General features: G+C 71.4%; 22 protein-coding genes and 1 riboswitch. Of the genes, 15 read left to right on the top strand and 7 right to left on the bottom strand.

Annotated elements, in window-relative coordinates:
• The first annotated feature begins 2 nt into the window (after positions 1-2).
• A complete protein-coding gene (locus ACK4JY_RS01385) occupies positions 3-923 on the top strand; it encodes an aldo/keto reductase (RefSeq protein WP_409602409.1) in 921 nt (306 codons plus the stop codon).
• On the opposite strand, the gene ACK4JY_RS01380 is transcribed toward ACK4JY_RS01385, so the two are convergent.
• Complete coding sequence (locus tag ACK4JY_RS01380; RefSeq protein WP_409602408.1) at positions 907-2754, bottom strand: TonB-dependent receptor plug domain-containing protein; 1848 nt, start codon at positions 2752-2754, stop codon at positions 907-909. The two genes, ACK4JY_RS01385 and ACK4JY_RS01380, sit on opposite strands and share 17 nt — an antisense overlap.
• A 165-nt stretch (positions 2755-2919) precedes the next feature.
• Positions 2920-3117: riboswitch (cobalamin riboswitch) on the bottom strand.
• 61 nt (positions 3118-3178) lie between these two features.
• Between ACK4JY_RS01380 and mutS the strand changes: the two genes are divergently transcribed.
• The 5 genes from mutS (at position 3179) to ACK4JY_RS01355 (ending at position 12203) form a co-directional block, all read left to right on the top strand.
• A complete protein-coding gene (mutS, locus tag ACK4JY_RS01375) occupies positions 3179-5869 on the top strand; it encodes a DNA mismatch repair protein MutS (RefSeq protein WP_409602407.1) in 2691 nt (896 codons plus the stop codon).
• 49 nt (positions 5870-5918) lie between these two features.
• Positions 5919-8648, top strand: a complete 2730-nt coding sequence (gene glnD / locus ACK4JY_RS01370; protein ID WP_409602406.1) for a [protein-PII] uridylyltransferase — start codon at positions 5919-5921, stop codon at positions 8646-8648.
• 9 nt (positions 8649-8657) lie between these two features.
• The gene (murJ, locus tag ACK4JY_RS01365; RefSeq protein ID WP_409602405.1) at positions 8658-10364 is read left to right on the top strand and encodes a murein biosynthesis integral membrane protein MurJ; all 1707 of its coding nucleotides are present in this window, start codon (positions 8658-8660) and stop codon (positions 10362-10364) included.
• 41 nt (positions 10365-10405) lie between these two features.
• Positions 10406-11449, top strand: coding sequence for a tryptophan--tRNA ligase (gene trpS, locus ACK4JY_RS01360; protein WP_409602404.1), 1044 nt, complete (start codon positions 10406-10408; stop codon positions 11447-11449).
• A 67-nt stretch (positions 11450-11516) separates the two neighbouring features.
• Positions 11517-12203: a GNAT family N-acetyltransferase gene (locus ACK4JY_RS01355; RefSeq protein WP_409602403.1), complete on the top strand. Its 687-nt coding sequence runs from the start codon at positions 11517-11519 to the stop codon at positions 12201-12203.
• Positions 12204-12209: 6 nt separating this feature from the next.
• Here the strand turns inward: ACK4JY_RS01355 and ACK4JY_RS01350 are convergent, their stop codons facing one another.
• Together ACK4JY_RS01350 and ACK4JY_RS01345 are read right to left on the bottom strand one after the other, a co-directional pair.
• Positions 12210-13547, bottom strand: a complete 1338-nt coding sequence (locus ACK4JY_RS01350) for an RsmB/NOP family class I SAM-dependent RNA methyltransferase (RefSeq protein WP_409602607.1) — start codon at positions 13545-13547, stop codon at positions 12210-12212.
• Positions 13548-13594: 47 nt separating this feature from the next.
• On the bottom strand, positions 13595-15580 hold the full coding sequence (locus ACK4JY_RS01345; protein ID WP_409602402.1) for a potassium transporter Kup: 1986 nt from the start codon (positions 15578-15580) through the stop codon (positions 13595-13597).
• A gap of 209 nt (positions 15581-15789) precedes the next feature.
• Here ACK4JY_RS01345 and ACK4JY_RS01340 point away from each other — a divergent pair, with 209 nt between their 5' ends.
• Together ACK4JY_RS01340 and ACK4JY_RS01335 are read left to right on the top strand one after the other, a co-directional pair.
• Complete coding sequence (locus tag ACK4JY_RS01340; RefSeq protein WP_409602401.1) at positions 15790-16260, top strand: Rrf2 family transcriptional regulator; 471 nt, start codon at positions 15790-15792, stop codon at positions 16258-16260.
• Positions 16261-16274: 14 nt separating this feature from the next.
• A complete protein-coding gene (locus ACK4JY_RS01335; protein WP_409602400.1) occupies positions 16275-17081 on the top strand; it encodes an SDR family NAD(P)-dependent oxidoreductase in 807 nt (268 codons plus the stop codon).
• Positions 17082-17087: 6 nt separating this feature from the next.
• On the opposite strand, the gene ACK4JY_RS01330 is transcribed toward ACK4JY_RS01335, so the two are convergent.
• The gene (locus ACK4JY_RS01330) at positions 17088-17786 is read right to left on the bottom strand and encodes a MarC family protein (RefSeq protein ID WP_409602399.1); all 699 of its coding nucleotides are present in this window, start codon (positions 17784-17786) and stop codon (positions 17088-17090) included.
• A gap of 104 nt (positions 17787-17890) precedes the next feature.
• On the opposite strand from ACK4JY_RS01330, the gene pyrF reads away from it, so the two are divergent.
• Positions 17891-18604, top strand: coding sequence for an orotidine-5'-phosphate decarboxylase (gene pyrF, locus ACK4JY_RS01325; RefSeq protein WP_409602606.1), 714 nt, complete (start codon positions 17891-17893; stop codon positions 18602-18604).
• On the opposite strand, the gene ACK4JY_RS01320 is transcribed toward pyrF, so the two are convergent.
• The 3 genes from ACK4JY_RS01320 to ACK4JY_RS01310 all read right to left on the bottom strand — a co-directional run bounded on the left by ACK4JY_RS01320 (position 18601) and on the right by ACK4JY_RS01310 (position 20564).
• Complete coding sequence (locus ACK4JY_RS01320) at positions 18601-19677, bottom strand: hypothetical protein (RefSeq protein ID WP_409602398.1); 1077 nt, start codon at positions 19675-19677, stop codon at positions 18601-18603. The two genes, pyrF and ACK4JY_RS01320, sit on opposite strands and share 4 nt — an antisense overlap.
• Before the next feature lie 125 nt (positions 19678-19802).
• A complete protein-coding gene (locus ACK4JY_RS01315) occupies positions 19803-20231 on the bottom strand; it encodes a hypothetical protein (RefSeq protein WP_409602397.1) in 429 nt (142 codons plus the stop codon).
• Positions 20232-20303: 72 nt separating this feature from the next.
• Complete coding sequence (locus tag ACK4JY_RS01310) at positions 20304-20564, bottom strand: DUF1674 domain-containing protein (protein ID WP_409602396.1); 261 nt, start codon at positions 20562-20564, stop codon at positions 20304-20306.
• 87 nt (positions 20565-20651) lie between these two features.
• Here ACK4JY_RS01310 and htpX point away from each other — a divergent pair, with 87 nt between their 5' ends.
• From htpX to ACK4JY_RS01280, 6 genes are all read left to right on the top strand, one after another.
• A complete protein-coding gene (gene htpX / locus ACK4JY_RS01305) occupies positions 20652-21611 on the top strand; it encodes a zinc metalloprotease HtpX (RefSeq protein ID WP_409602395.1) in 960 nt (319 codons plus the stop codon).
• A 227-nt stretch (positions 21612-21838) separates the two neighbouring features.
• Positions 21839-23068: an argininosuccinate synthase gene (locus ACK4JY_RS01300; RefSeq protein ID WP_409602394.1), complete on the top strand. Its 1230-nt coding sequence runs from the start codon at positions 21839-21841 to the stop codon at positions 23066-23068.
• A 134-nt stretch (positions 23069-23202) separates the two neighbouring features.
• Positions 23203-23676, top strand: coding sequence for a translation initiation factor IF-2 (locus ACK4JY_RS01295; RefSeq protein ID WP_409602393.1), 474 nt, complete (start codon positions 23203-23205; stop codon positions 23674-23676).
• Positions 23677-23787: 111 nt separating this feature from the next.
• Entirely contained in the window at positions 23788-24399 is a 612-nt protein-coding gene (locus tag ACK4JY_RS01290; RefSeq protein ID WP_409602392.1) for a hypothetical protein, read from the top strand.
• A 43-nt stretch (positions 24400-24442) separates the two neighbouring features.
• Positions 24443-25075 carry a LysE family translocator gene (locus ACK4JY_RS01285; RefSeq protein WP_409602391.1) on the top strand — a complete coding sequence of 211 codons (633 nt, stop codon included), beginning with the start codon at positions 24443-24445 and terminating at the stop codon, positions 25073-25075.
• An 82-nt stretch (positions 25076-25157) separates the two neighbouring features.
• Positions 25158-25706, top strand: a complete 549-nt coding sequence (locus ACK4JY_RS01280) for a CC0125/CC1285 family lipoprotein (protein WP_409602390.1) — start codon at positions 25158-25160, stop codon at positions 25704-25706.
• Positions 25707-25729 lie beyond the last annotated feature (23 nt).

Raw genomic sequence — 25729 nt, 5'->3', positions numbered from 1 at the left:
CGGTGATCGCACACCGCGCCCCCTCCCCGATCGACAAATTGGCCGTGGCGGTCGTCCACGAGCCCGCCCGCGCCGCCAACGCCTATGCGCCGCTGCCCGCGGGCGCGCGCGAGGAGGCCCTGCGCTTCCTGCTTCAGACCGCCGCCGACGCCGGCGTGACCCTGGTGGCGACGCGGCCGGACGGCGACGGCGAGCGCCGGCTGGGCCAAGCCTGGCCCTTCCCCTCGCCCTTCCAGGTCACCGTCCGTACGGTTTCGATCGCCGAAGGCGTCGACCGCGTCGAGGCCCGCGCCCGTCGCTCGCTGGAGCGCCTCGGCCTGCCGCGCGGGGATGCGCTGCTGGTCGAGCGCGCGGACGATCTGGCCGGGGCCGAGGGTCGCGCCCTGTGGGACCGGCTGGAGGCGCTGAAGGCCCGCGGCCTCTACCGCCGCATCGGTTTCCGCGCCTGCGTCGAGGACGGCCCCGCCCTGCTGGCGCGACGGTTCCAGCCGGACGTGGTCGAGCTGCCGATCAATCTTCTCGACCAGCGGATCCAGCACACCGGCGTGCTGGCCGAGCTGGCTGCGCTGGGCGTCGCCGTCCACGCCACCTCGGTGTTCGCCGACGGCCTGCTGTTCATCAGCGGCGAACCGCTGCCGCCGGAAATGGCCGGCCACGCCCACGCCCTGTCGCGTATCCGCCGCCGCCTCGCCGAGGCGCGGATCGATCCGATGCAGGCCACCCTGGCCTATGTCATGGGCCTGCCCGAGGTCTCGGCGGTCATCGCCAGCGTCGCCTCGGCCGCCGAGCTGCGCGCCGTGGTCGCCGCCGCCAACGCCCAGACCCCCGCGCTCGACTGGGCCGCCCTGCAGCTGGAACCGGCGACGGCGGCCGCCGCCGGATCCAGCCTTCAGGGCCGTGGCCGCATCAGTAGCGCAGCCTGATTCCGACATAGCCGGACCGGCCGGGCTCGCCATAGCCGAGCACTTGCTGATAGCGTTCGTCGGCCAGGTTCTCGATCCGGGCGGTCAGCGTGACCGTGTCGGTCAGGGCGTAAGCGCCGTTCAGATTGGCGACGACGAAGCCCTCCCGGATGGCCGGCGTGGCGCCATTGGTGTCCCGGTCATCGCCTTCGGCCCGGACGGTGAGGGCGCCGGACAGGCGATCGCCGGTCCAGCCCAGGGTCGCCGATCCGGATTGCTCCGGCACGCGGGCGAGCGGGCGGTCGTTGCTCTCGTCCCGCGCGTCGGTCCAGGCCCAGGCAAGAGTCAGGTCGAAGCCGCCGCCCAGACGGGCCCGGCCTTCCAGCTCGATCCCGTCCGTCGCAGTCTCGGCGACATTGACGTAGTAGCTGTCGAAGGTCGCGGGATCGAAGACGTAGGTGATCTGGTCCTCGACCTCCAGCCGGTAGGCCGTGGCGCGCCCCTCGATCCGCCCACTGGCCGAGGCCCAGCCGATCGCCGCCTCATAGCCGGTCGCCGTCTCGGGCCGCAGCACCGGGAAGGGTTGCGACGAGAAACAGTAGTCGCACACGGCCTGACTGATCGAGGGCGCCTTGAAGCCCGTGCCCCAGGCCGCAGACAGGGTGAAGCCGGCGCCGGGGTCGAGCGCCGCCGACACCCGTCCGGTCGTCTTCGAGCCGAAATCGTCGGTGTCGTCGAACCGCAGGGACCCGGTCAGGCTCAGGCGCGCCGACGGATCGACCCGCGCCGTGGCGAAGGCCGAGGTCGTGCCGAGCGCTTCCGTCAACCCGGTCGATAGACTGCCTTCGGTATCCTCCCGTTCGGCGCCGATGGCGAAGGCGACGCCGGCCGTCTCGCCGTCAGCCTGCCAGCGGTACGACTGGCGGTCCGACTCGAAGGCCGTCGGGAAGTCCGTCACCGTTTCGCGGCGCATGTCCGCGGCCGAAAGGCTGAACTGGTGCGACAGGCCGAACGCTTCGAGGCGCAGACGGCCGAACCCGGACCACTGCTCGCTGGTCTGGGTCCCGTCGGTGTCGGCCAGGACGTAGTCGGGCGCCGGATAGCCGTCGAGGTCGGCGTCGCTGTCGGTCCAGCGGACCGAGCCGTCGAACGCCATGGCGTCGGCGAAGGCGTACCGTCCCCGCGCCCCGGCCGTCGTCGCGCTGAAGCCGTCGGCCTCGGTGGCCCCGTCCGCCTCATCGGCGGCGGAGACGCCGTCCGTGTCGAAACGCGAGACCCAGGCCCCGAAGCCATAGCGATCGGTCGAGACGCCGGCCGCCAGCCGGCCCCGCACAGTGTCGAACGAGCCGGCCTCCGCCTCCACCGCAAGCCCGTCGAGATCCCGGGTGGTGAAGGCGATCACCCCGCCGATGGCGTCGGAGCCCCACAGCGACGACTGCGGTCCCGACAGCACCTCGATGCGCTCGATGTCGGACAGTTCGAGACCCGAGAAGTCGAAGGCGCCGTTGACCTCGGCCGGGTCGTTCACGGGCGCTCCGTCGATCAGCACCAGGGTCTTGCCGGGCGAGGCGCCGCGCATCCGCACCTGGGCGACCCCGCCGAAGGCCCCGGAGCGAACCACGGACAGGCCGGGCACATCGGTCAGGATGTCGGCGGCGAAGACGGCGCCGCGCCGCTCGATGGTCTGGCGGTCGATCACCCGGGCCCCGGGCGTGTCGGCGACGATGGCCGGCAGGCGGGTGGCGGTGACGACCACCTCTGGCAGCTCGTCGGTTTCGTCCGGGGATTGGGCATGGGCGGACAGCGGAAAGAGCACGGCCGCGGCCGTGGCGTAGAGGATGGATCGCGTCATTCGCGGATCTCCGTCGGCCCCGCGCTGGCGCTGCGCGCGGCGTGTGAAAGCGACCGACCCGGCCCCCGGGAGAGGGCGCGGCGCTGGGGTCGGGTCGCTTCGACGGAACAGCTTCCACGCAAGGTGGAAGGGTTGGCCCCACGCCTCTGTCTGGTCCCGGACAGCGGACGAGCGACGTCGGCGGCCAGGTCTCCTGGCTTGCGGGTCAACAATCGACGTCCACGCCTTCCCGGTTTCCCAGTGGCGCCGGAGCGAACTCCGGATCGGACGACGATCTAGCCGCCTACAGTTGCGGGCACAGCCGCGGTGTTCGACCGCGTTCCCTTAACCGCCTGCGCGGCTTGTCGCAGCGCGGCGAAGCTTGTGCAAGGCGTCAGACGCCGCTTGAGCGCGCGGGCGCATTCCGTCACCTTGCGCCGCTCAGATGAACGCCCCCCTCGCCCATCCGCCGAAAGCCGATCCGCTCCCCTCCGCCGAGGGGGTGACGCCGGTCATGGCGCAATTTCTCGCCGCCAAGGCCCAGGCGCCGGACGCCATCCTGTTCTTCCGCATGGGCGATTTCTACGAGCTGTTTTTCCGGGACGCCGAGATCGCGGCCGCGGCTCTGGGCATCACCCTGACCAAACGCGGCAAGCACCAGGGCGAGGACATTCCGATGGCCGGGGTGCCGGTGCATGCGCTCGACGGCTATCTGGCCCGGCTGATCCGCCAGGGCTTCAAGGCGGCCATCTGCGAACAGCTGGAGGCGCCGTCCGAGGCGCGCAAGCGCGGCTCCAAGGCGGTGGTGCATCGCGACATCGTGCGGGTGGTCACACCGGGCACCCTGACCGAGGATTCGCTGCTGGACGCGCGCGGGGCCAACCGGCTGGCCGCGGTGGCGATCCGCAAGGGCCGGGCGGCGGTGGCCGTGGTCGAGCTGTCGGCGGGATCGGTCGACATCGTGGCCTGTTCGCTGGAGGACCTGCCGGCGACCCTGGCCTCGTTCCGGCCGTCCGAGGTGCTGGTCCCCGACCGGCTGTTCTCGGACGCGGCGGCCAAGGCCGCGCTCGACGGCTCCGGCGGCGTGGTTCAGGCCCTGCCGCAGGCGCTGGCCGAGCCGGTCGGAGCGCGGGCGCGGGTCGAGCGGCTGTACGGGGTCGCCTCGCTGGACGGCTACGGCGCCTTCGAGGAGTGTGAAGTCTCGGCGCTGGGACTGATCGCCGCCTATCTGGAGACGACCCAGGCCGGCAAGATCCCGGCCCTGTCGCCACCGCGCCGCTCGGGCGACACCGGCTTTCTGGCCATCGATCCGGCCACGCGCCTCAGCCTCGAGATCGACCGCACCCAGCGCGGCGAGCGCGAGGGATCGCTGCTGGCCTGTATCGACCGCACCGTGACCTCCGGCGGGGCGCGGGCCCTCGCCGAGCGCATCGTCCGACCGCTGCGCGACCCGGTCGCCATCAATCACGGCCTCGACGCGGTCGAATGGCTGCTGGAGCGGCGCGACCTGCGCCGCGATCTGCGCGACGGGCTCAAGGCGGCGCCGGACGTGGCGCGGGCGGTGTCGCGGCTGGCGCTGGGGCGCGGCGGGCCGCGCGACCTGGCGGCGGTCCGCGCCGGCCTGTCGGTCGCCGAGGGCGTGGCCGGCCTGTTCCCGCCGGAGCGCGACCCGCTGACGGGCCCCCCGGCCCGTCTGGTCGATTGCCTCGACCGGCTGGCGTTGTCGCCGGAGACCGGCCGCCTGCTGGTCGATCTGGCGGAGGGTCTGGTGGCCGAGCCGCCGCATCTGGCGCGCGACGGCGGCTTCGTCGCCCCCGGCTACCGGCCCGAGCTGGAGGAGGCGCGCCGCCTGCGCGACGACAGCCGGCGGGTCGTCGCCGACCTCGAGGCGCGGGCGGTCGCCGAGTCGGGTGTGGCCTTCAAGATCCGCCACAACGCCGTGCTCGGCTATTTTCTCGAGGCCTCGGCGAAGGCCGCCGAGCCGTTGCTGCGGCCGACCGGCGACAGCCCCTTCATCCATCGCCAGACCCTCGCCAACCAGGTCCGGTTCACCACCGTCGAGCTGTCGGAGCTCGATGCGAAGATCAGTCAGGCGGGCCATCGAGCCCTCGCCATCGAGGGCGAGACCTTCGAGACGTGGCGGCGCGCCGTCCAGGCGCTGTCCAGCACGCTGCAGGCCCTGGCCGGGGCGCTGGCCGAGCTGGACGCCCATGCGGCGTTGGCGGAATGGGCCGAGGAGGTCGGCGCCGTGCGCCCGACCGTCGACGCCACGCTCTGTTTCGAGGTCACGGCCGGCCGCCATCCAGTGGTCGAGGCGGCGGTGAAATCGGCCGGCGATCCCTATACGCCCAACGATTGCCGGCTCGACGGCTCGGGCGCCGCCTGCGCCCGCCTGTCGATTGTCACCGGGCCGAACATGGCCGGCAAGTCGACCTTCCTGCGCCAGAACGCCCTGCTGGTGGTGCTGGCCCAGGCCGGCGCCTTCGTCCCCGCCCGCGCCATGCGCCTCGGCGTGGTCGACCGGCTGTTCAGCCGGGTCGGGGCCGGCGACGACCTCGCCCGCGGCCGCTCGACGTTCATGACCGAGATGGTCGAGACCGCCGCCATCCTGGCCCAGGCCACCGACCAGTCGTTCGTGGTGCTGGACGAGATCGGCCGCGGCACCGCCACCTATGACGGCCTCGCCATCGCCTGGGCCGTGGCCGAGGCCCTGCACGACCACAACCGCGCCCGCACCCTGTTCGCCACCCACTATCACGAACTGGCGGGGCTGGAGACGCGGCTGGCCCATGTCTGCAATCTGTCGATGAAGGCGCGCGAGTGGAACGGCGACCTCGTCTTCCTGCACGAGGCCGCGCCGGGCGCCGCCGACCGCTCCTACGGCGTTCAGGTGGCCAGGCTGGCCGGCGTGCCGCCCGCGGTGGTGGAGCGGGCGCGGGCGGTGTTGGACCGGCTGGAGGGCGAGAAGACCGCGTCCATCAACCTCGACGATCTGCCCCTGTTCGCCATGGCCGAGACGCCCGCCCCGCCGCCCTCCTCGGCCCTGAGCGACGCCCTGTCCGCCATCGAGCCGGACGAACTGTCGCCCCGCGAGGCGCTGGAGGCGCTCTACCGGCTGAAGGCCCTCAAGCCTTGACCGCCCCGGCGTGGTCGCACCGTCCCGTTTCACGGTCTATATCCACGCCATGAGCTCCCGCAGCCGCCGACCGGCCGACAGCGCAGACGGTCCCGGGTCCGACGGCGACGGCTGGGCCGAAGCCGCTTCGGCGGCGGATCCCCGCGCGGTCGCCACGGAATTGCTCCGCAGGTCGTGGGAGGCCGCCCGGCTGCGCGCGGCGCAGCGGCTGGAAGCCGGCCTTGGCGGGGTCGAGGTGGCCCGGTTGCACGCGACGGCGGCGGACGAGCTGCTGAGGACCCTGTGGCGCTTCGCCACCGAAGATCTCTACCCCGCCCCCAACCCGACCGAGGCCGAGCGGCTGAGCCTGATCGCCGTCGGCGGTTACGGCCGCGGCGTCCTGGCCCCCTTCTCCGATCTCGATCTGCTGTTCCTGCGACCCTGGAAGTCAATTCCGCGCACCGAACAGGTCATCGAGTTCATGCTCTATGTGCTGTGGGACCTCGGCGTGAAGGTCGGCCAGTCGGCCCGGTCGGTCGACGAATGCCTGGCGTTGGCCAGGTCCGACATGACGGTGCGCACGGCGTTGCTGGAGGCCCGACCGCTGGCCGGCGACCAGAGACTGTCCGAGGATTTCATCGCCCGGTTCGAGGCCTTCATGGTCAAGGCCGATCCCCGGCCCTTCATCGCCGCCAAGCTGGAGGAACGCGACGCCCGTCATCAGAAGGCGGGCGCCGTGCGTTACCGGGTCGAGCCCAACGTCAAGGACGGCAAGGGCGGATTGCGCGATCTCAACACCCTGTTCTGGATCGCCCGCTCGCTGGCGCCCGACAGTCCGCTGGGCGCCCGCGTCATGGACGACCTGCTGACCTCGCGCGAGCGCCGGACCTTCGAGGAGGCGTTCGACTTCCTGTGGCGCACCCGGGCGCACCTGCATCTCGTGGCGGGGCGGGCGGAAGAGAAGCTGACCTTCGACTTCCAGCCCGAGGTGGCGCGGCGGATGGGCTGGCGCGGCCGCGGCGACGAGCCGGCGGTCGAGCGGTTCATGCGCCGCTACTTCCTCGTCGCCCGCGATGTCGGCGGCCTGACCCGGGCGATGTCGGCCAAGCTGGAGGCGCGGCAGCAGAAGCCGACCATGAGCCTGTCGCGGCTGATCCCGGGCCGAAAACGCAAGCTCGGCGTGGAGGGTTTCGTGGAGGACGGGGGGCGGCTGTCGGTCACCGGCCCGGAGGTCTTCGCCGCCGCGCCTGAGAAGCTGCTGTTCCTGTTCCGCTGCGCCGACGCCCATGACCTCGACCTGCATCCGGACGCCTTCTCGGCGGTCAGCCGGTCGCTGTCGCTGGTGACGCCGTCGCTGCGCCGCGATCCGGAGGCGACCCGCGCCTTCCTCGACATCCTCGCCCACGGCCAGCGGCCCTACCGGGTCCTGACGCTGATGAACGAGACCGGCCTGCTGGGGCGTTTCCTGCCCGAATGGGGGCGGATCGTCGGCCAGACCCAGTTCAACATGTACCATGCCTATACGGTCGACGAGCACACCCTGCAGGCCATCGGCATCATCAACGACATCTGGCGCGGCAAGCTGAAGGCGCAGCACCCGAACGCCAGCGAGATCGTCCATCGCATCGACGATTTCGAGGCCCTGATGCTGGCCATGATGCTGCACGACGTCGGCAAGGGCGGCGACCGGGGACAGCTGGAGGATGGGGCCATCGCCGCGCGGCGGGCCTGCGACCGGCTGGGTCTCGACCCCCGCCGGATCGAGTTCGTGGTCTGGCTGGTGCGCAATCACCTGGCGCTCAGCGACTACGCCCAGAAGCGCGACGTGACCGATCCGGAGACCGTGCGCGCCTTCACCGAACTGGTCGGCGACCCCGAGCGGCTGCGCACCCTGTTGATCCTCACCGTCGCCGATATCCGCGCCGTCGGCCCGGGCGTCTGGAACGGCTGGAAGGGCCAGCTGATCCGCGACCTCTACCAGCGGACCGAGGCCGCCTTCCGCAGCGAGACCCTGCATCCGGTCGATCCTCTCGACGACTATCCGGACCTGATGCGCAGAGGGCGCGCGGAAGGAGCGGTGGCCGAGGTGCTGGAGGCCGACCCGGCGGAGGCGGGCGGGCCCTCGGCCGCCCGGGTCGCCGTGGCGGCGCGGGACCGGCCGGGGCTGTTCGCTGATCTGGCGCAGGCGCTGGCGGCGGCGGGAGCGGATGTGGTCGGCGCCCGGGTGGCGACGGCGGAGGACGGCGCGGCCCTCGACGTCTTCGAACTCCAGGACGGGGCGGGCGCGCCCTATGGCCAGTCCGAGCCGCGGCGGCTCACACGCCTGCTCAAGGCGCTGGAAGCGGCGGCGCGCGGCCAGGCCGTGCGGGCCTCTCCGCCGCCGGCGCCGTTCAGCCCCCGGCGCGCGGCGTTCGACGTGCGGCCGACCACCATCATCGACCTCGAACAGAGCCCCTCCGCCGCCGTCGTCGAGGTCTCGGGGTCGGACCGGGCCGGGCTGCTGGCCGATCTGGCGCGGGTGCTGTCGGAACACCGGCTGTCGATCCGCTCGGCCCACATCGCCGGCTTCGGCGAGCGGGCGGTGGACAGCTTCTATGTCACCGACGCCCGGGGGCGGAAACCCAGGGCCGGGCCGGCGCTGGAACGGCTCCGCAGGGATCTGGAGACGGTGCTGGACTGGAAGGACCGGCCGGTCGAACGGGTCTCCAAGCCGGTCCGCGCCAGTCTGCGCGACGTGTCGGAGCTGGGCCGGCTGCGTCCGGCGCGCCGGCCCGTATCGCGTCCGCCGGAAGCAGGCTAAGGCGCTGACATGGCCGACAAGACCCAGCCCGCCGCGGAACCGACAGAGCCTGCCCCGTCCGTCCCGTCGGCGACGGCGACCGACACGCCGATGGTCCAGCCGCCCGCGTCGGCGACGACGGCGCGCAAGGGCGGCGGCATGATGCGATCGTCGGCCATCTTCAGCGGCCTGACCTTGGTCAGCCGGTTGGTCGGCTTCGCCCGCGACGTGGTCATCTCGGCGGCGCTGGGGGCCTCGGCGGGCCCGGCGGCGGACGCCTACAACACCGCCCTGAACTTCCCCAATCTGTTCCGCCGCATCTTCGCCGAGGGGGCCTTCGCCGCCGCCTTCGTGCCGGCCTATGCGCGCACGCTGGAGACCGAGGGCGAAGCGGTCGCCGACCAGGTGGCCACCGACGCCCTCGCCGCCGTCGCCTTCGCCACCGTCGCCCTGACCATCGTCGCCCAGCTGACCATGCCGTGGCTGATGACGGTCATCAACGTCGGCTTCCTCGACGACCCGGCGCGCTTCAAGCTGGCGGTGATCCTGACCCAGATCACCATGCCCTATCTGCCGTGCATGGCCATCGCCGCCCTGCTGTCGGGGGTGCTGAACGCGCGCGGCCGGTTCATCGTCTCGGGCGCCTATCCGATCCTGCTGAACCTGATCATGCTGGCCGCCGTGATCCCGGCCCGGGGCGATCAGGTCGGCGCCGCCTATGCGGCCTCCTGGGCGGTGCTGGCGGCGGGCGTGGCCCAGGCCGGGCTGTGCTGGTGGGCGGTGCGCAAGGCCGGCGCGAACATCCGCATCGGCCTTCCGCGACTGACCCCGGCGGTCAAGGCCATCATCATCACGGCCGTTCCGGCCGCGATCGGCAATTCGGCGACCCAGATCAACGTCTTCATCTCGGGCAACCTGTCCAGCTTCGTCGCCGGCGGGCGGACGTGGCTGGCGACCGCGGACCGGCTCTACCAGCTGCCGCTGGGGCTGGTCGGGGTGGCCATCGGCATCGCCCTGCTGCCGCGCCTGTCGCGCGCCGTGGCCTCGAAGGACCACCAGCAGCAACAGGCCTCGATGGACGAGGCGCTGATCCTGTCGATGGCCCTGACCCTGCCGGCGGCGGCGGCCCTGATGGCCATGCCCTATTTCCTGATCGACGCCCTGTTCACCCGCGGGGCCTTCCTGACCTTCGACGCGGTCAACACCGCCCGGGCCCTGTTCCAGTTCGGCTGGGGCGTGCCGGCCTTCGTGCTGATCCGCATCCTCGCGCCGGCCTTCTTCGCCAGGGGCGACACGCGCACGCCGATGAAGTTCGCCCTCGTCTCGGTGGCGGTCAACGCGGCCTTGGCGATCGGCCTGTTCTACGCCGGCTGGGGCGTGGCCGGGATCGCCGCGGCGGTGTCGGGCGCGGCCTGGACCAACGCCCTGCTGCTGGGCGGGGCCCTGTGGCGGCGCGGCCTGTACCGGCCCGGCGCGGCGGCGCTGTCGCGGCTGGGGCGGATCGCGGCGGCGGCGGCCGGGCTGGCGGTGGTGGTCGGCGTCGCCGCCTCGCTGCGGTCCGTCTTCGAGACGCCGATCGCCGGCCTGCTGGCGGCCATGGGAACCTCGCACGGCGCCAAGGAGGTCAGCCTGCTGCTGGTCACCGGGCTCGGCGGCCTGGTCTATCTGGCCCTCGCCTTCGCCACCCGCGCCGTCACCGTGGCCGAGGTGCGGGGCCTGATCCGGCGCTCCCGCTAGTTCGGGTTGCTCTCGCCGTCCCGGTGAGGCATTGGCCGCTGATGTCCGACGCCTCCCCCGCCCCCATCGCCTATGACGGCCCGCGCCGCGTCCTCAGCGGCATCCAGGCCTCCGGGGCCCTTCACCTCGGCAACTATCTGGGGGCGCTGAAGCGGTTCACCCAGCTGCAGGACACGGGCGCGCCCTGCTTCCTGTTTGTCGCCGACCTGCACGCCATCACCGTGTGGCAGGACCCGGCCTTGCTGACCGCCCAGACGCGCGAGATCGCGGCGGCCTATCTGGCCTCCGGGCTGGACCCGGCGAAGTCGGTGATCTTCCCGCAGTCGGCGGTGCGGGCCCATTCCGAGCTGGCGTGGATCTTCAACTGCGTCGCCCGCCTCGGCTGGCTGGACCGGATGACCCAGTTCAAGGAGAAGTCCGGCAAGCACAAGGAACGCTCCTCGGTCGGCCTCTACACCTATCCGGTGCTGCAGGCGGCCGACATCCTGCTGTACAAGGCGACCGAGGTGCCGACCGGCGAGGACCAGAAGCAGCATCTCGAACTGACCCGCGACATCGCCGCCAAATTCAACAACGACTTCAACGCGCCGGGCTTCTTCCCCCTGCCCGAGCCGCTGACCCAGGGGCCGGCGCCGCGGGTCATGAGCCTGCGCGACGGGGCGGCCAAGATGTCCAAGTCCGACCCGTCGGACCAGAGCCGCATCAATCTGACCGACGACGCCGATACGATCATGACCAAGGTGCGCAAGGCGCGGACCGATCCGGAGCCGCTGCCGGAGACGGTCGAGGACCTGGACGCCCGGCCCGAGGCCAAGAACCTCGTCACCATCTACGCCGCCCTCGCCGACATGACGCGCGAACAGGTGCTGGCCCAGTTCGGCGGTCAGGGCTTCGGCGCCTTCAAGCCGGCGCTGGCCGATCTCGCCGTGGCCTCGATGGCCCCGGTGACCGCCGAGATGCGCCGGCTGATGGACGATCCGGCCGAGATCGACCGGGTGCTGAAAGATGGCGCCGAGCGCGCCGCCGCCATCGCCGATCCGGTGGTCGACGAGGTCAGGAAGATCGTCGGCTTCTGGCGCGGCTGATCGCGGTTTCCGGCCGCTTTGTCGACAAGGGGCTGGCGGAGGTCCGGCGCGGGTTCCAGGTAGGGGGATGAGCCTGAATCACCCTCTCGATCGTCCCGTCTGGAGCGCCTTGACCAGCCGCCAGACCCCGCTGGCGCTGGGCGACGCCCGCGCCCTGCGCCTCGACCCGGAGTACGGGCTGTTCGCGGCGGCGGCCGATGCCTCCCCCGCCAGCACCGCGGCGCTCGGAATGCTGAATGTCTCGCCTGCCGGCCTCGGGCTGGTCGAGGCTGGCGACATGCCAGTTCCGCCGGGGGCGGTGGTGCGCAGCCGGGCCGCCATCGTGCAGATGGCGGCGTCATCCTTGAACGGCGGCGGCAAGTCCGTAGCCTTCGAGCCGCTGGGCGACGCCGACCGAGCGGAGATGCTGGCGCTGGCGACGCTGACCGTGCCGGGCCCGTTCTTCGGAAAAACCCACCAACTGGGCGACTTCATCGGCATCCGGCATGAGGGTCGTTTGGTCGCCATGGCCGGCGAGCGGATGAAGCCGGACGGCTTCACCGAGGTGTCGGGCGTCTGCACCCATCCGGACTATCGCGGCCGGGGCTATGCCGGGGCGCTGATGCGGGTGGTGACGGCGCGGATACTGGAGCGCGGCGAACAGGCCTTCCTGCACGCCTACGCCGCCCACGCCGCGACCATCGCCCTGTATGAGGCGCTCGGGTTCCGGGTGCGGACGCCGATTACCTATACGGTGCTGGCCGGCCCGGCCTGAGTCCCTTCACCCCACCCGGTCCAGCCTGGCGATGAAGAACCCGTCCAGCCCGCCCTTTTCGGCCCACATCGACGGCAGGATGCGCAGCCAGCCCTCCGGGGTCCGGGCCTCCTCGGGGGCGCCGAGGTCAGCGGGGACGGCGGGGGCGGTCCTGAACGCCGGGTTGCGGCGCAGGAAGGCGATCACCTGGGTCTCGCCCTCCTCGCGCTCCAGCGAACAGACGCAATAGACGAGCCGGCCGCCCGGCTTCACCCGCTCGGCGGCGGCGTCGAGCAGCCGGTGCTGGACGTCGGCCAGCTTGGCCACATCGGCCGGCTTGGTCGCGCGCAGCACCTCCGGATTGCGGCGGAAGGTGCCGGTGGCGGTGCAGGGGGCGTCCAGCAGGACGGCGTCGAAGGTGCGCGGATCGTCCCAGTCCTCGGCCGGGACGGCGACGACCTCGGCGGTCAGGCCGGTGCGGGCGAGGTTCTCGCGCAGCCGGTCCAGCCGCTTGTCCGAACGGTCCAGCGCGACCACCGAAACGCCGGCGGCGGCCAGCTGCAGGGTCTTGCCGCCGGGGGCGGCGCAGAAGTCGACCACGGTCTCGCCGGCCTGCGGGGCCAGCAGGCGGACCGGAACGGCGGCGGCGGCGTCCTGGACCCACCAGACGCCGTCGTCGAAGCCGGGCCAGCCGGCCAGGTCGCCGCGACGGCCAGTGCGGATCGTGCCGCCGGGCAGGATCTCGCCGTCGACGGCGTCGGCTGTGGCCGCGTCGTCCAGATCCGGCTTGAGGCTGAGATCGGCGGCCGGCTCCTCGCGGGCGGCGAGGGCGAGGGCGGCGAGAGTCGGCTCGCCATAAGTGGCGCGCCAGCGGGCGGCGAGCCAGTCGGGCAGGTTGGACTCGGCCGTGGTCAGGCCGGGGCCTTCGCGCTCGATGCCGCGCAGCACGGCGTTGACGAGGTTCTTGTACGGGCGGGTCTTGGGGTCGCGCTCGGCCAATTTGACCGCCGTCGACACGGCGGCGAAGGCCGGGGTCTCCAGCACCAGCGTCTGGGCGAGGGCGACGCGCAATATGGTGCGCACCGCCAGCGGCGGGCCCTTCTGCAGCTTGCGGTCGAGGATCTGGTCGATCTCGCCGAGGCGGCGCAGGGCGGCCATGGCCACGGCGCGGGCGAAGGCGCGGTCGGGGCCGGGCAGGTCGGCGACCTCGCGGAACGACAGGGCGGCGTCCAGACCGCCGCGGCCTTCCAGCGCCGCGTTCAGCAGGATGCCGGCGGCCAGACGCGCCTCGACGCCGATGTCGGCGGCCTCGTCGCGCGGCAGTTCGACCTTCGGCGGACGCGGCCCCCTCGACTTGTCGGCCATGCGGCGGCCGCGGGCGGCCGAGTTGCGGCCGCCGGTCGGTTCGCGGCTCACACCGACACCTGGGTGCCGAGCTCGACCACCCGTCCGGGCGGGATGTGGAAGAAGTCGGTGGGGTTGGCCGCGTTGCGCATCAGGAAAATGTACAGCCGATCCTGCCACATGGGCATGCCCTGGTTACTCGAGGGAATGATCGAGCGGCGGCCGAGGAAGAAGCTGGTCGACATGATGTCGAACTTCAGTCCGCGCTGCTTGCGGCAGACATTGAGCGCCTTGGGCACATTGGGCTGTTCCATGAAGCCATAGGAGATGACCAGCTTCTTGAAGTCGTCCGAGATCGGCTCGATGTGCACGCGGTCGGCCTCGGACACGCGCGGCCGGTCGGTGGTCCGCACCGTCAGGATGACGTTCTTCTCGTGCAGCACCTTGTTGTGCTTGAGATTGTGCATCAGGGCGACCGGGGCGATGTCCGGGTCCGAGGTCAGGAAGATGGCCGTGCCCGGGGCCCGGTGGGGCGGGCGGGCGCGCAGCATCTCGATCAGATCGGCCAGCGGCAGGCTGTCCTTGCGCGTCTTGGCCGTGACGATCTGGGTGCCGCGCACCCATGTCCACATGATCAGCAGCAGCACCGCGCCCAGCGCCAGCGGGAACCACGCCCCCTGCGGGATTTTCAGCAGGTTCGAGGTCAGGAACACCAGGTCGATGCCGATGAAGGGCACGATCGCGGCGAGGCTGACCGGCAGGGTCCATTTCCACAGCCGCCGGACGATGAACCAGGCCAGCAGGGTGTCGACGAACATCGAGCCTGTGACGGCGATGCCATAGGCGGCGGCCAGGGCGGTCGAGGTCTGGAAGGTGAAGACGAGCGCCAGCACCCCGACCATCAGCATCAGATTGACCGAGGGAACGAAGATCTGCCCGGCCTGGCTTTCCGAGGTGTTGCGGATGTCGATGCGCGGCAGCAGGCCCAGCTGGACCGCCTGCTGGGTCACCGAGAAGGCGCCGGTGATGACCGCCTGTGAGGCGATGACGGTGGCGATGGTGGCCATGATCAGCACCGGCCAGTAGGCCGCCTCGGGCACCATGCGCCAGAACGGATTGATCGCCGCCGACGGATCGGACAGCACCAGGGCGCCTTGGCCCAGATAGTTGAGCGTCAGGCAGGGCAGGACGAAGATCAGCCAGCCCTGGCGGATGGGCGCCTTTCCGAAATGGCCCATGTCGGCGTACAGCGCCTCGGCCCCGGTCACGGCGAGGAAGACGCTGCCGAGGATGACGAAGCCGAGGAAGCCGTTGTCGATCAGGAACAGCACGCCGTAGTGCGGCGACAGGGCGCGCAGGATCGAGATGTCGTCGAAGATGTGCCACAGGCCGAGGCCGGCGAGGATCAGGAACCAGACCGCCGTCAGCGGGCCGAAATAGCGCGCCACGCTGGCCGTGCCGCGCGACTGGATCATGAACAGGGCGATCAATATGCCGGCCGCGATCGGCAGGATGTAGGGGCTCAGTGCCCCGCCGATGCCGGGCGCGTCGCGCAGCCCCTCGACCGCCGAAACGACGGAGATGGCCGGGGTGATGACGCCATCGCCATAGAACAGCGCCGCGCCGCAGACCCCGAGCAGGAAGACCAGGGCCGAGCGCCGGCCCATGGCCCGCTGGGCCAGGGCCATCAGGGCCAGGGTGCCGCCCTCGCCCTTGTTGTCGGCCTTCATCAGAAAGACGACGTATTTCAGCGTCACGACCAGGATCAGGGCCCAGAACACCAGCGAGACCACGCCCAGCACGGCCAGCTCGGCCGTGCCGCCGCTGCGGCTGTGATGCAGGGCCTCGCGCATGGCGTACAGCGGGCTGGTGCCGATGTCGCCGAACACCACGCCGATGGCGCCGATGATCAAGCCCCATTTGCCGGCCTTGACGTGACCGCCCTCGCCGGCCGCCGCGGGATGCGGGTGGCGCGGGGCGACGGACTTGTCCTGGGGTGTGGGGGGAGTCGCGGCGCGCTTGCCGTCTTCACCTTGGGGAGGGGCCCCGACCATGAAGTGCCTCCGGGACGCCGCACGACGCGGTTCCCATCAAACGAGCGGCGAGCCTTTAGGCCCTTTCATCGGCCGGTTCAATCGTGCTGCAGGTGCGAAGATCGAGGCCGCGTCTGGACAGGGGGCTCTGACGGGCGGAAAAGCGGGACCGGCAGAAAGCCAAGCTGTTTGTTAAAGCCCCGTGCCCACCCTATCTTGGGGATAACGCCATGTCAGACAGTCAAAGATTTCCCGTCGCCGCCCACGCCCTGGCCTATCTGGCCCACAAGGGCGCCTACTCGCCGGCCGAGGCCGCGCCGAGCGCGATTCTGGCAGCCTCGGTGCCGACCAATCCGGTGGTGGTGCGGCGGGTGACCGCCCTGCTGGCCAAGGCAGGGCTGATCGCCACCCGCCCGGGCGCCTCGGGCGGGGCCTGGCTGCTGCACCGGCCCGACACCATCACCCTCGATGTGGTGCTCAAGGCGGTCAACGGCTGCGCCCACCTCGGCTCGCCGCCGGCCGGGGCCAAGGGCTGCCCGGTCAGCGAACACATTCCCCGCCAGGTGGCCAAGGCCCTGACCGCCGCCGACCGCGCCGCCGGTGACGCCCTGTCGAAGATCACCATCGCCGACCTGCTGGCCGAGAATCCGCCGTCGCTGGCGGCCTTCGCGCCGCACGCCGCCTGCCCCGTCGCCGCCTGAGCCCGGGGGACGCGATGAGATCGACCGTTCGCCGGACGGTTCTGATCACCGGGGCCTCCGCCGGCATCGGCGCGGCCCTCGCCCGCGTGTTCGCCGACCGGGGCTGGAACCTGATCCTGACCGCCCGCCGCGAGGCCCCGCTGAGGGCTCTGGCCGCCGAACTGGCCGGGCGCGGGGTGGATGTCAGCGTCATCCCGGAAGACCTCGCCGATCCGGCGGCCCCGCGCCGGCTGTTCGAGACGACGGCGGCGCGCGGCTTGACCGTCGACGGCCTGGTCAACAACGCCGGCTTCAGCCTGACCGCGGGCTTCCTCGACACCGATCCCGAGGCCCATGCGGCGATGATCCGCGTCATGCTGACCGCCCCGGTCGAGCTGGCCCGGCTGTTCGCCCCCGGCATGGTCGAGCGGGGCTACGGCCGCATCCTCAATGTCGCCTCGCTGGCGGGGCGGATGCCGGCGACCGGCGGCGACACCCTGTATGGGCCGATCAAGTCGTTCCTGATCAAGGCCTCGCAGGGCCTGCATCTGGAGCTGCGCGGCACGGGGGTGCACGTCACCGCCCTGTGCCCCGGCTACACCCTGACCGAGTTCCACGACGCCAACGGCACAAGGGCCGAGGTGTCGGCGGCCTATCCGGGCTGGATGTGGCAGGGCGCCGACCATGTGGCGCGGGTCGGCTATGACGCGGTGGAGGCCAACCGGCCGGCGGTGACGCCGGGGGTGATGAACAACCTGCTGGGCGGCCTCGCCAAACACCTGCCCGACCGGCTGGCCCTGGCCATGGTCGGCGGCCACGCGAAACGGCTGAAGCGGATCTGACGCCCGCTAGTGACCGCCCGTCGGATACGGCGTCGTGGCGATCGAGCTGAACATGCCGGGGATGGCTTCCGACAGGCCGGACAGCATGAACTGGATGGCCAGGGCGCACAGGATCAGACCCAGCACCCGCACGATCACGGCCATGCCGACGTCGCCGAGCAGGCGGCTCAGCGGTCCGGTCAGGGCGAAACAGACGAAGCTGACGAATCCGACCGCGCCGATGGCGGCGAGGGCGGCTCCGGTCCCGGCCGGGCCGATCTGCTGGCCCTCGCCGGCGACGATGATGACCGTCGAAATGGCCCCCGGGCCGATCATCAGCGGGATGGCGAAGGGCACGATCAGCCGCTTGAACCGCCGCTGGGCGTAGCCGCGCACATCCAGCGCGTCGGTCGCCGAATCGGCGTCGGCGAACATCTTGAGGAAGTCGCCGCGCACCATGTCGAGGCCGAGCAGCAGCAGCAGTATGCCGCCGGCGATGCGGAAGGCGGCCATGGAGATGCCGAAGAACTGCAGCAGCGCCAGGCCGGTGAACAGGAAGAAGGCGAGAAACACCACGGCGAACAGGCAGATCAGGGCCGAGACCGAGATGCGCTGGCGCAGCGTCGCGCCGGCCGTGGCGGCGGCGAAGATCGGCAGATTGCCGATCGGATCCATCAGGGCGAACAGGGCCACGAACAGGTTGACGCCCAGATCGACCGCGTTCATGTGCTGACCTCGCCCTGCAATTCATCCGACAACGGTCATCAAGGCTGACGCCCGCCCGCGCCTCCAGTCCTTAGCTGAGCCGAAGGAGGGACGCCATGACGCCCGTGCCGACCGACCCGCGCCTGATCATCGGCCTCGATCTGCCGTCCATCGACGCCGCCCGGGCCATGGTCGAGCGGCTTGGGGCTTCCGTTTCGGCCTACAAGGTCGGCCTGACCCTGCTGGCGCGCCCGGGCGGCGTGGCCTTCGCCCATGAGCTGCGGGCCGCCGGCAAGTCGGTGTTCCAGGACTGGAAGCTGCACGACATCGGCGCCCAGGTGGAGGGGGCGGCGCGGGCCGTGGCCGAGGGCGGCTGCGACCTGCTGACGGTCCACGCCCACCCCCAGGTCATGCGCGGCGCCGTGAAAGGGCGCGACGCGGCCGGAACGGGCACGAAACTGCTGGCGGTGACGGTGCTGACCAGCCTGTCCGACGCCGACCTGACCGAGATCGGCTACGGCTATACGGCCGGCGATCTGGTCGAACGGCGCGTGCGTCAGGCGCTGGATTGCGGCGTCGACGGGGTGGTGTCCAGCCCGCTGGAGGCGGCGCGGGCACGGTCGATCGCCACGGAAGCCGGCCGCCCCGACTTCCTGATCGTCACCCCGGGCGTCCGGCCGGCGGGGGCGGACAAGGGCGACCAGCAACGGGTGGCCACGCCGGCCGAAGCCCTCGGCGCGGGCGCGACCCATCTGGTCGTCGCCCGGCCGGTCGTCGGCGTCGCCGACCCGGCCGCGGCGGCCGCGGCCATCGTCGCCGGGATGGCCGGCGCCGCCTAGCCGCGCTCGCCCGGCTCCTGGCTGTAATACTGGCGCGGCGCGGGCGGCGGCGGGGGAGGCGGCGTCTCACCGTCAATGCCGTAGTACTGGTTCGGCGTCATCGGCGCCTCATAGACCGGCGGCGGGGCGGGGACATAGACGTCCGGCTGCTGGATGTGCACCGGCGGAGCCTGATGGATGCGCGGAGCCTCGACATGGACCCGCGGCGGCTCGACCGACACATCGGGCGCGGCGAGGTGCACATCGGGGGCCTCGACATAGACGTCCGACGGGGCGACGTGGACCCGCGGCGGGGCGACATGGACGTCCGACGGCCGCACATAAACCGGCGGCCCCTGGACATAGACCGGCGGGCTTTCGACATAGACCGGCGGCCCCTGCACATAGACCGGGCGCGGCCGCGGCTGCGGGCGGTGCTCCACCCGGCGTTCATGGCGGTAGTCCGGGGCCCGGCGGTCTTCGTACCGCTCTTCGCCATAGCCGCCGTAATAGGCCGAGGATTCCTCGTAACTTTCGTAGCTCTCGTACGACCGCTCCTCATAGCTGTCGCGGCGCTCGCTGTAGCCGTAGCGGCCGCCGCGGTCCTCGTACGAGGTCTCGCGGTAGCCGCCGCCGCAGCTCGGCGCCCGGCGGCCGTCGCGGCCGAAGCCGGTGACGACATAGCCGAACGGGGCGCTGGCGCAGGCCATCACGCGACGGTCGATGTCGTGATAGACCGGGCCGCCGACGGAGCCATAGCCGCCCGCGTCGCCGCCGTAGCCGCCGCCGACATAGACCGTGCCGCCACCATATCCGCGCCCGCGAACGCCGCCGACGTCATAGGTCCGGGCGTTGATGTACGAGCCGGCCGAAGCATGGGCCGAAGCCGAGGCCCGGGCGCTGGCGTTCACATTGACGTTCACATTGTGCGAGCCGCCGCCATGGCCGCCACCGCCATGCCCGCCACCGCCGTGGCCGCCGCCGCAGCACGGAGCGGGCGGAGGGCGATGGCCGCCGCCCCGGGGATCTCCGGCCTGGGCCGCGGAGGCGGCGAAAAGGGCGAGGACGGCGGCGGAAAGGGTTAACACGCGCATGATACGAACTCCGGAACTGGAGCCGTTCTAAGTCACTGGAATGAAAAGGGTTCGGAATGCACCGAGGGGGCGAATAGTCGGCCCCGGCATTCCCCGGACGGCGTGAAAATTAACCCTTTCGGGCCTCAGCGGTCGTACAGATAGACGTCGCCGCAGCCGCAATCGCGGTCGGACCGGCGCTCGCGCGACCAGCCGTGCGCCGCGGCCGGCCGGTCGTCATCATAGCCCCAAACGTCGCGGTAACCCGGATGCGGTCGGCGCTCGTAGCGGCTGTGGCCATAACCCGTCTCGCCGCGCCCATGGCCGTAGCGGACGCCGTAGGCCGGCGCCGGGCCATGGAACCAGGGTTGATCCGCATAACCGTCGGCCCGGCGGCCGGTGGTCCCATACGACCGGGTTTCGACCTCCGACAGCGGCGTCCCGCCGACCCTGCCGCCATAGGGGGTCACATAGACCGGCTGGCCCCAGGTCTGGGCCGCCGCGCTTCCGGCCAGGCCGATCGGGGCGAGGACGGCCAGCGACAGGCCGCCGGCGGCGGCGAGGGTGCGGATCATGACGGCGTCTCCTGTTCATCAGGGTTAACGCCGTTCGACGGCCAAAGTTCGCCGACCGCGGGGTTCGCCGATTCAGAAATCGACGGCCAGGCCCTTCTTCTCCCAGTCGCCATAGCGGGTCGGTTCGGGGCCGCGCGGGCCGCCGTGCTCGGGCGCCAGCGCCGTCTCGTCGCCCGAGGCGCGACGTTCGGCCGCTTCCAGCAGGGCCCGGCGCGCGGCGTCGCTGAGCGGCCGCTCCGGCGTGGCGTGGGGCACGTCCGTATTGAGCGCGGGCGGGGCGAGCCCCGGCGTCACGTCGGGGCCGGGGGCGTTGGTGGTGGGATGATCGGTCACAGCGCGGATGTCTTGAGCCACGGGGCGGGATTCCACAAGTTAGGGCGCGGTCAAGCCCGCGCCAGTCGTCCCGAGTTTTTTCCGCCGATGAACCATCTCAAGACCTTCGCCCTGCTGGCCTTTCTGACGGCCCTGTTCGCCGGCCTCGGGTATCTGATCGGCGGCGCGACCGGCATGCTGATCGCCCTGGTCCTCGCCGGCGGGATGAATCTGTTCGGCTACTGGAACGCCGACCGGATCGTGTTGAAGATGTACCGGGCCCAGCCGGTCGACGAGACCCATCCGAACGCCGTGGTGCGCACCTATGTCGCCGATGTGGCGCAGATGGCGCGCGACGCCGGCCTGCCGCGTCCGGCCATCGCCATCATCCCCAACGACCAGCCCAACGCCTTCGCCACCGGCCGCAATCCGGCCAATGCCGCCGTCTGCGCCACCACCGGCCTGCTCGACATGCTGACCCGCGAGGAGATTCGCGGCGTCATGGCGCACGAGCTGGCCCATGTGAAGAACCGCGACACCCTGGTCATGACGGTGACCGCCACGGTCGCCGGGGCCATCGCCGCCCTGGCCAATTTCGCCCTGTTCTTCGGCGGCGGCGGCGACGACGAGGAGCGGCCCGGCGGTCTGATCGGGGCCCTCGCCCTGATGATCCTCGCCCCCATGGCCGCCGGTCTGGTGCAGATGGCGATCAGCCGCACCCGCGAATACGAGGCCGACAAGGTCGGGGCCGAGATCGCCGGCGATCCCGGCGCCCTGGCCTCGGCCCTGCAGAAGATCGAGGGCTGGTCGAAGCGGATCGTCAATGTCACCGCCGAGCGCAATCCGGCCTCGGGCCAGCTGTTTATCATCAATCCGCTGTCGGGCCGCGGCGCGGACAGTCTGTTCTCGACCCACCCGGCGACCGGCAACCGGGTGCGGGCGCTGATGGAACTGGGCACGAGGATGGGGCTGGCGCCGCGCCGGGCGGCCATCGCCGAGGTCGCCGCCGGACCGCCCCGCACCAGCGTCCCGACCACCCCGTCGCGGGCCCCGGGGCCGTGGGGGTGAATGATGCTTCCCTTCTCCCGATGGGAGAAGGTGGCGCGCAGCGCCGGATGAGGGTCGGCTGGCGGATGCGGCGAAGCCGCCCCCGGACGCCTCGACCCTCACCCTTTCGCGCGACCGATCGCTTCGCTCCCGGGCGCTCAAGCCCTCTCCCAATGGGAGAGGGTTGCGTTGGGCGCGTCTTGGTCCTTTAAGCGCGCGAATCGCGCCTCCTCCCCAAGGACCCTCCCATGACCCTGCCCGCGCCGAAAAAGGTCGTGCTCGCCTATTCGGGCGGCCTCGACACCTCGATCATTCTCAAATGGCTGCAGACCGAATACGGCGCGGAGGTCGTGACCTTCACCGCCGACCTCGGCCAGGGCGAGGAGCTGGCGCCGGCGCGCGAAAAGGCGCTGAAGCTGGGCATCAAGGAAGAGAACATCTTCATTGACGACCTGCGCGAGGAGTTCGTGCGCGACTACGTCTTCCCGATGTTCCGCGCCAACGCCCTGTACGAGGGCCAGTATCTGCTCGGCACCTCGATCGCCCGCCCACTGATCGCCAAACGCCAGATCGAGATCGCCCGTCAGGTCGGCGCCGACGCCGTCTGTCACGGCGCCACCGGCAAGGGCAATGACCAGGTCCGCTTCGAACTCGGCTACTATGCGCTGGAGCCCGACATCCGCGTCATCGCCCCGTGGCGCGAGTGGGATTTCAAGTCGCGCGAACACCTGCTGGACTTCGCCGAGCAGCACCAGATTCCGATCGCCAGGGACAAGCGCGGCGAGGCCCCATTCAGCGTCGACGCCAACCTTCTGCACTCGTCCAGCGAGGGCAAGGTGCTGGAGGATCCGGCGGTCGAGGCCCCCGAATTCGTCCACCAGCGCACCCTGTCGCCGGAAGAGGCGCCGGACGTTGCGACCGTCATCACCATCGGCTTCGACAAGGGCGACCCGGTCTCTATCAATGGCGAGGCGATGTCGCCGGCCACCCTGCTGACCGCCCTGAACCAGTACGGCCACGACAACGGGATCGGCCGCCTCGACCTCGTCGAGAACCGTTTCGTCGGCATGAAGTCGCGCGGCGTCTATGAGACCCCGGGCGGGACCATCCTGCTGGACGCCCACCGCGGCATCGAGTCGATCACCCTCGACGGCGGGGCCATGCATCTGAAGGACGAGCTGGCGGTCAAATACGCCCATTTGGTCTACAACGGCTTCTGGTTTTCGCCCGAGCGCGAGATGCTGCAGGCTGCCATCGACCATTCGCAGCAGAAGGTCTCGGGCACGGTCCGGATCAAGCTCTACAAGGGCAACGCCACCGTCATCGGCCGCGAGAGCGCCGACAGCCTGTACGACCAGGAACTGGTCACCTTCGAGGACGGCGCCGTCGCCTATGACCAAAAGGACGCCGCCGGCTTCATCAAGCTGAACGCCCTGCGCCTGCGCGTGCTGGGCAAGCGGGACCGGCGCGACCGTTGATTCCCGGAGATCCGGGGCGGGATATGCGGCCTCTATAGGGCCGCGCCCGCAACAAAGGGCCTCGCCCCCGCCCCGGTTTGGCGCCACCTTCCCCGCAGGAGGACGGTCTCCTCCAGACGAACAGGAACTTTCCCATGGCCCTTCGCATCATTCTCGCCGCCTCGGCCGCTCTCGCCTTCGCCGCGCCCGCCCTCGCCCAGGACGCCCCCGCCGCTCCGGCCGCCGCGGCCGCCGAGGCGCCCTCGCCCGCCGCGATCGCCCTTGAGGCCCAGGGCGAGGCCTTCAAGGGTCGGATGGACGAGATGAAGGTCGAGATCGAAGCCGCCATCGCCGGCGCCGGCTCCGACCAGGCCAAGGGCATGGCCGACGTCGACGCCATCCTCGCCCGCTACCAGCCCGACATCGACGGCTTCGTCGTCGCCTTCGGGACCTTCATCGACGCCGAGGCCGCCGCCGCCACCGACGAGAGCGAGCGGGCCGAGCTGACGGGCGCCAAGGCCGGGGTCGAGACCGCCCTGTCCAGCATTCCCGCCCAGGTGCGGGCCGCCGCCCAGGCCGCCCTCGCCGCCCAGGCCGCTCCGCCGACCGCTCCGGCCGCCGCCGAATAGACCCATCCGGCGAAGGCGGCGGCGTTTCGGCCCGCCGCCGCCTTACCGCGATTTCACTTGAGCTCGGACGGCGTTCGACGGACCTTGCGCGGGTCCTTCAGGAGCTCCGCCATGATCAAGGCCCTCTCTCTCGCCGCCGCCCTCGCCCTGCTGCCGCTTTCCACCGCCGTGGCCCAGGAGGCGAAGGGGCCGTCGGAAGCCGCGCTCGAACAGGCGGCCGCGACCTTCGAGGCCCGGATGGAGTCCTTCGGCGCCCGCGCCGAGGCCATTTCCGACGACAAGAGCCTCACCGAGGAGCAGCGCGAGGCGCGCATCGCCGCCCTGTGGACCGAGTATCAGCCGGACGTCAGCGCCTTCACCGCCCTGGCCACGCAACACGCCGGCGCCATCGCCGCCGAAGCTCTCGCCGGGATCGATATCGAGGCCATGGTGGCCGAAGCGCTGGCCGGCGTCGACGTCGCCGCCATCACCGCCGAGGCCATGGCCGGAGCGCACGCCTCCGGCGCCCTCGCCGGCGTCCAGGGCATGGCCGCCAACGGCGCCTGGGCGTCCAACGATCCCGAACACCTCGCTACCTACGGGTTGATGGCCGACTACGCCGTCGGCGAGGCGCTGGACGAGGTCGACGCCGAGATGGAGGGGCTCGAGGCGGAAATGGACGCCGTCGCGGCCGAGGTCGAGGCCGCCGCGGCCGTCGAGACCGATCCGGCCGACGAAGGCTGATCTCCCGCTTGACCGCGGACGCGGCTGACGCGACACGGCGGCCATGTCCGGCCTTCCCGTCGATCCGCACCTGTATCTGACCTTCCTCGGGGTCATGGCCGTGATGGCCGTGACGCCCGGCCCGGCCAATCTGTTCTCGGTCGCCAACGGCGTGCAGCGCGGGCCCGCCGGGGCCCTCGCCGGCGTGGTCGGCATGAACGCCGCCACCCTGGTCTGGTTCGCGGCGGCGGCTCTCGGCCTCGGCGCCCTGGTGGTCGCCTTTCCCCAGGCCTTCCGGCTGATCTCGATCGGCGGCGCCCTCTATGTCGCCTGGCTGGGGATCGGTGCCCTCAGGGGCGCCTTCCGCCCCGTCGACGACGGCCATGCCCCGCCCCTGCGCCCCGGACGCAGCGCGCTGCGGGACGGCTTCATGGTCCAGATCGCCAATCCCAAGGTGGTGCTGTTCTTCTCGGCCGTGCTGCCGCCGTTCCTCGATGTGAACCGCCCGGCGGCGCCGCAACTGGCCCTGTTCGCCCTCGCCACCATCGGCATGGACGTGCTGTCGATGTCGGCCTACGGTCTGGGCGGGGCGGCCCTGGCCCGGCGGATGTCGGAGCCGCGTTTCCGGCGCCTGTTCGCCCTCGCCACCGGCGCCCTGCTGCTGGCGGCGTCCGTGCTTATTATCTCACGATTATAAGGGCTTGTCGGAGCGGGGAACCGCGCTGTTCATGTCCCGTTCAGCCGGGAGGGCGCTTTATGGGCGCTCAAGGAGATTTCAGATGAAGACTCGCGTCCTCAAACCCGCCGTCCTGGCCATGGCGGCGGCGCTCGCCCTGTCCGCCTGCGCAACGGCGACCCCCTACGCCCCGGCCGGACAGGGCAGCCGCTACGGCTATTCCGACGTCCGGGTCGATCAGACCCATTTCCGCGTCAATTTCGCGGGCAATTCCGTGACCTCCCGCGAACAGGTCGAGATGGGGCTGTTGCTGCGCGCCGCCGAGGTGACGCTGGAAAGCGGTCATGACTGGTTCGCCACGGTCAACCGCGCCACCGAGCGCGACGTGCGCTACGCCGCCTCGCCCGACCCGTTCTACTACGACCGGTACCGCCCCTACTGGGGTCCATCGTGGCGCTACTACCGCCGCGGCCTGTGGTCGCCGTGGGCCGATCCGTTCGGACCGAGCATGGATATCCGCGAGATCGACCGCTACGAGGCCCTCGCCGAGATCGTGGTCGGCAACGGTCCCAAGCCGGCAGGCGATCCCAACGCCTTCGACGCCCGCGAAGTGGTCCAGAACCTCGGACCGCGCGTCGCCCGGGCGATGTAGGACGAGCGATCAGGCAGCGGGCA

Origin of the sequence: Brevundimonas sp., from assembly GCF_046295595.1 — a bacterium.
Classification (GTDB): domain Bacteria; phylum Pseudomonadota; class Alphaproteobacteria; order Caulobacterales; family Caulobacteraceae; genus Brevundimonas.
The sequence above is the reverse complement of the archived record's forward strand: the minus strand, read 5'-3'. Positions and strand labels throughout refer to the sequence as shown.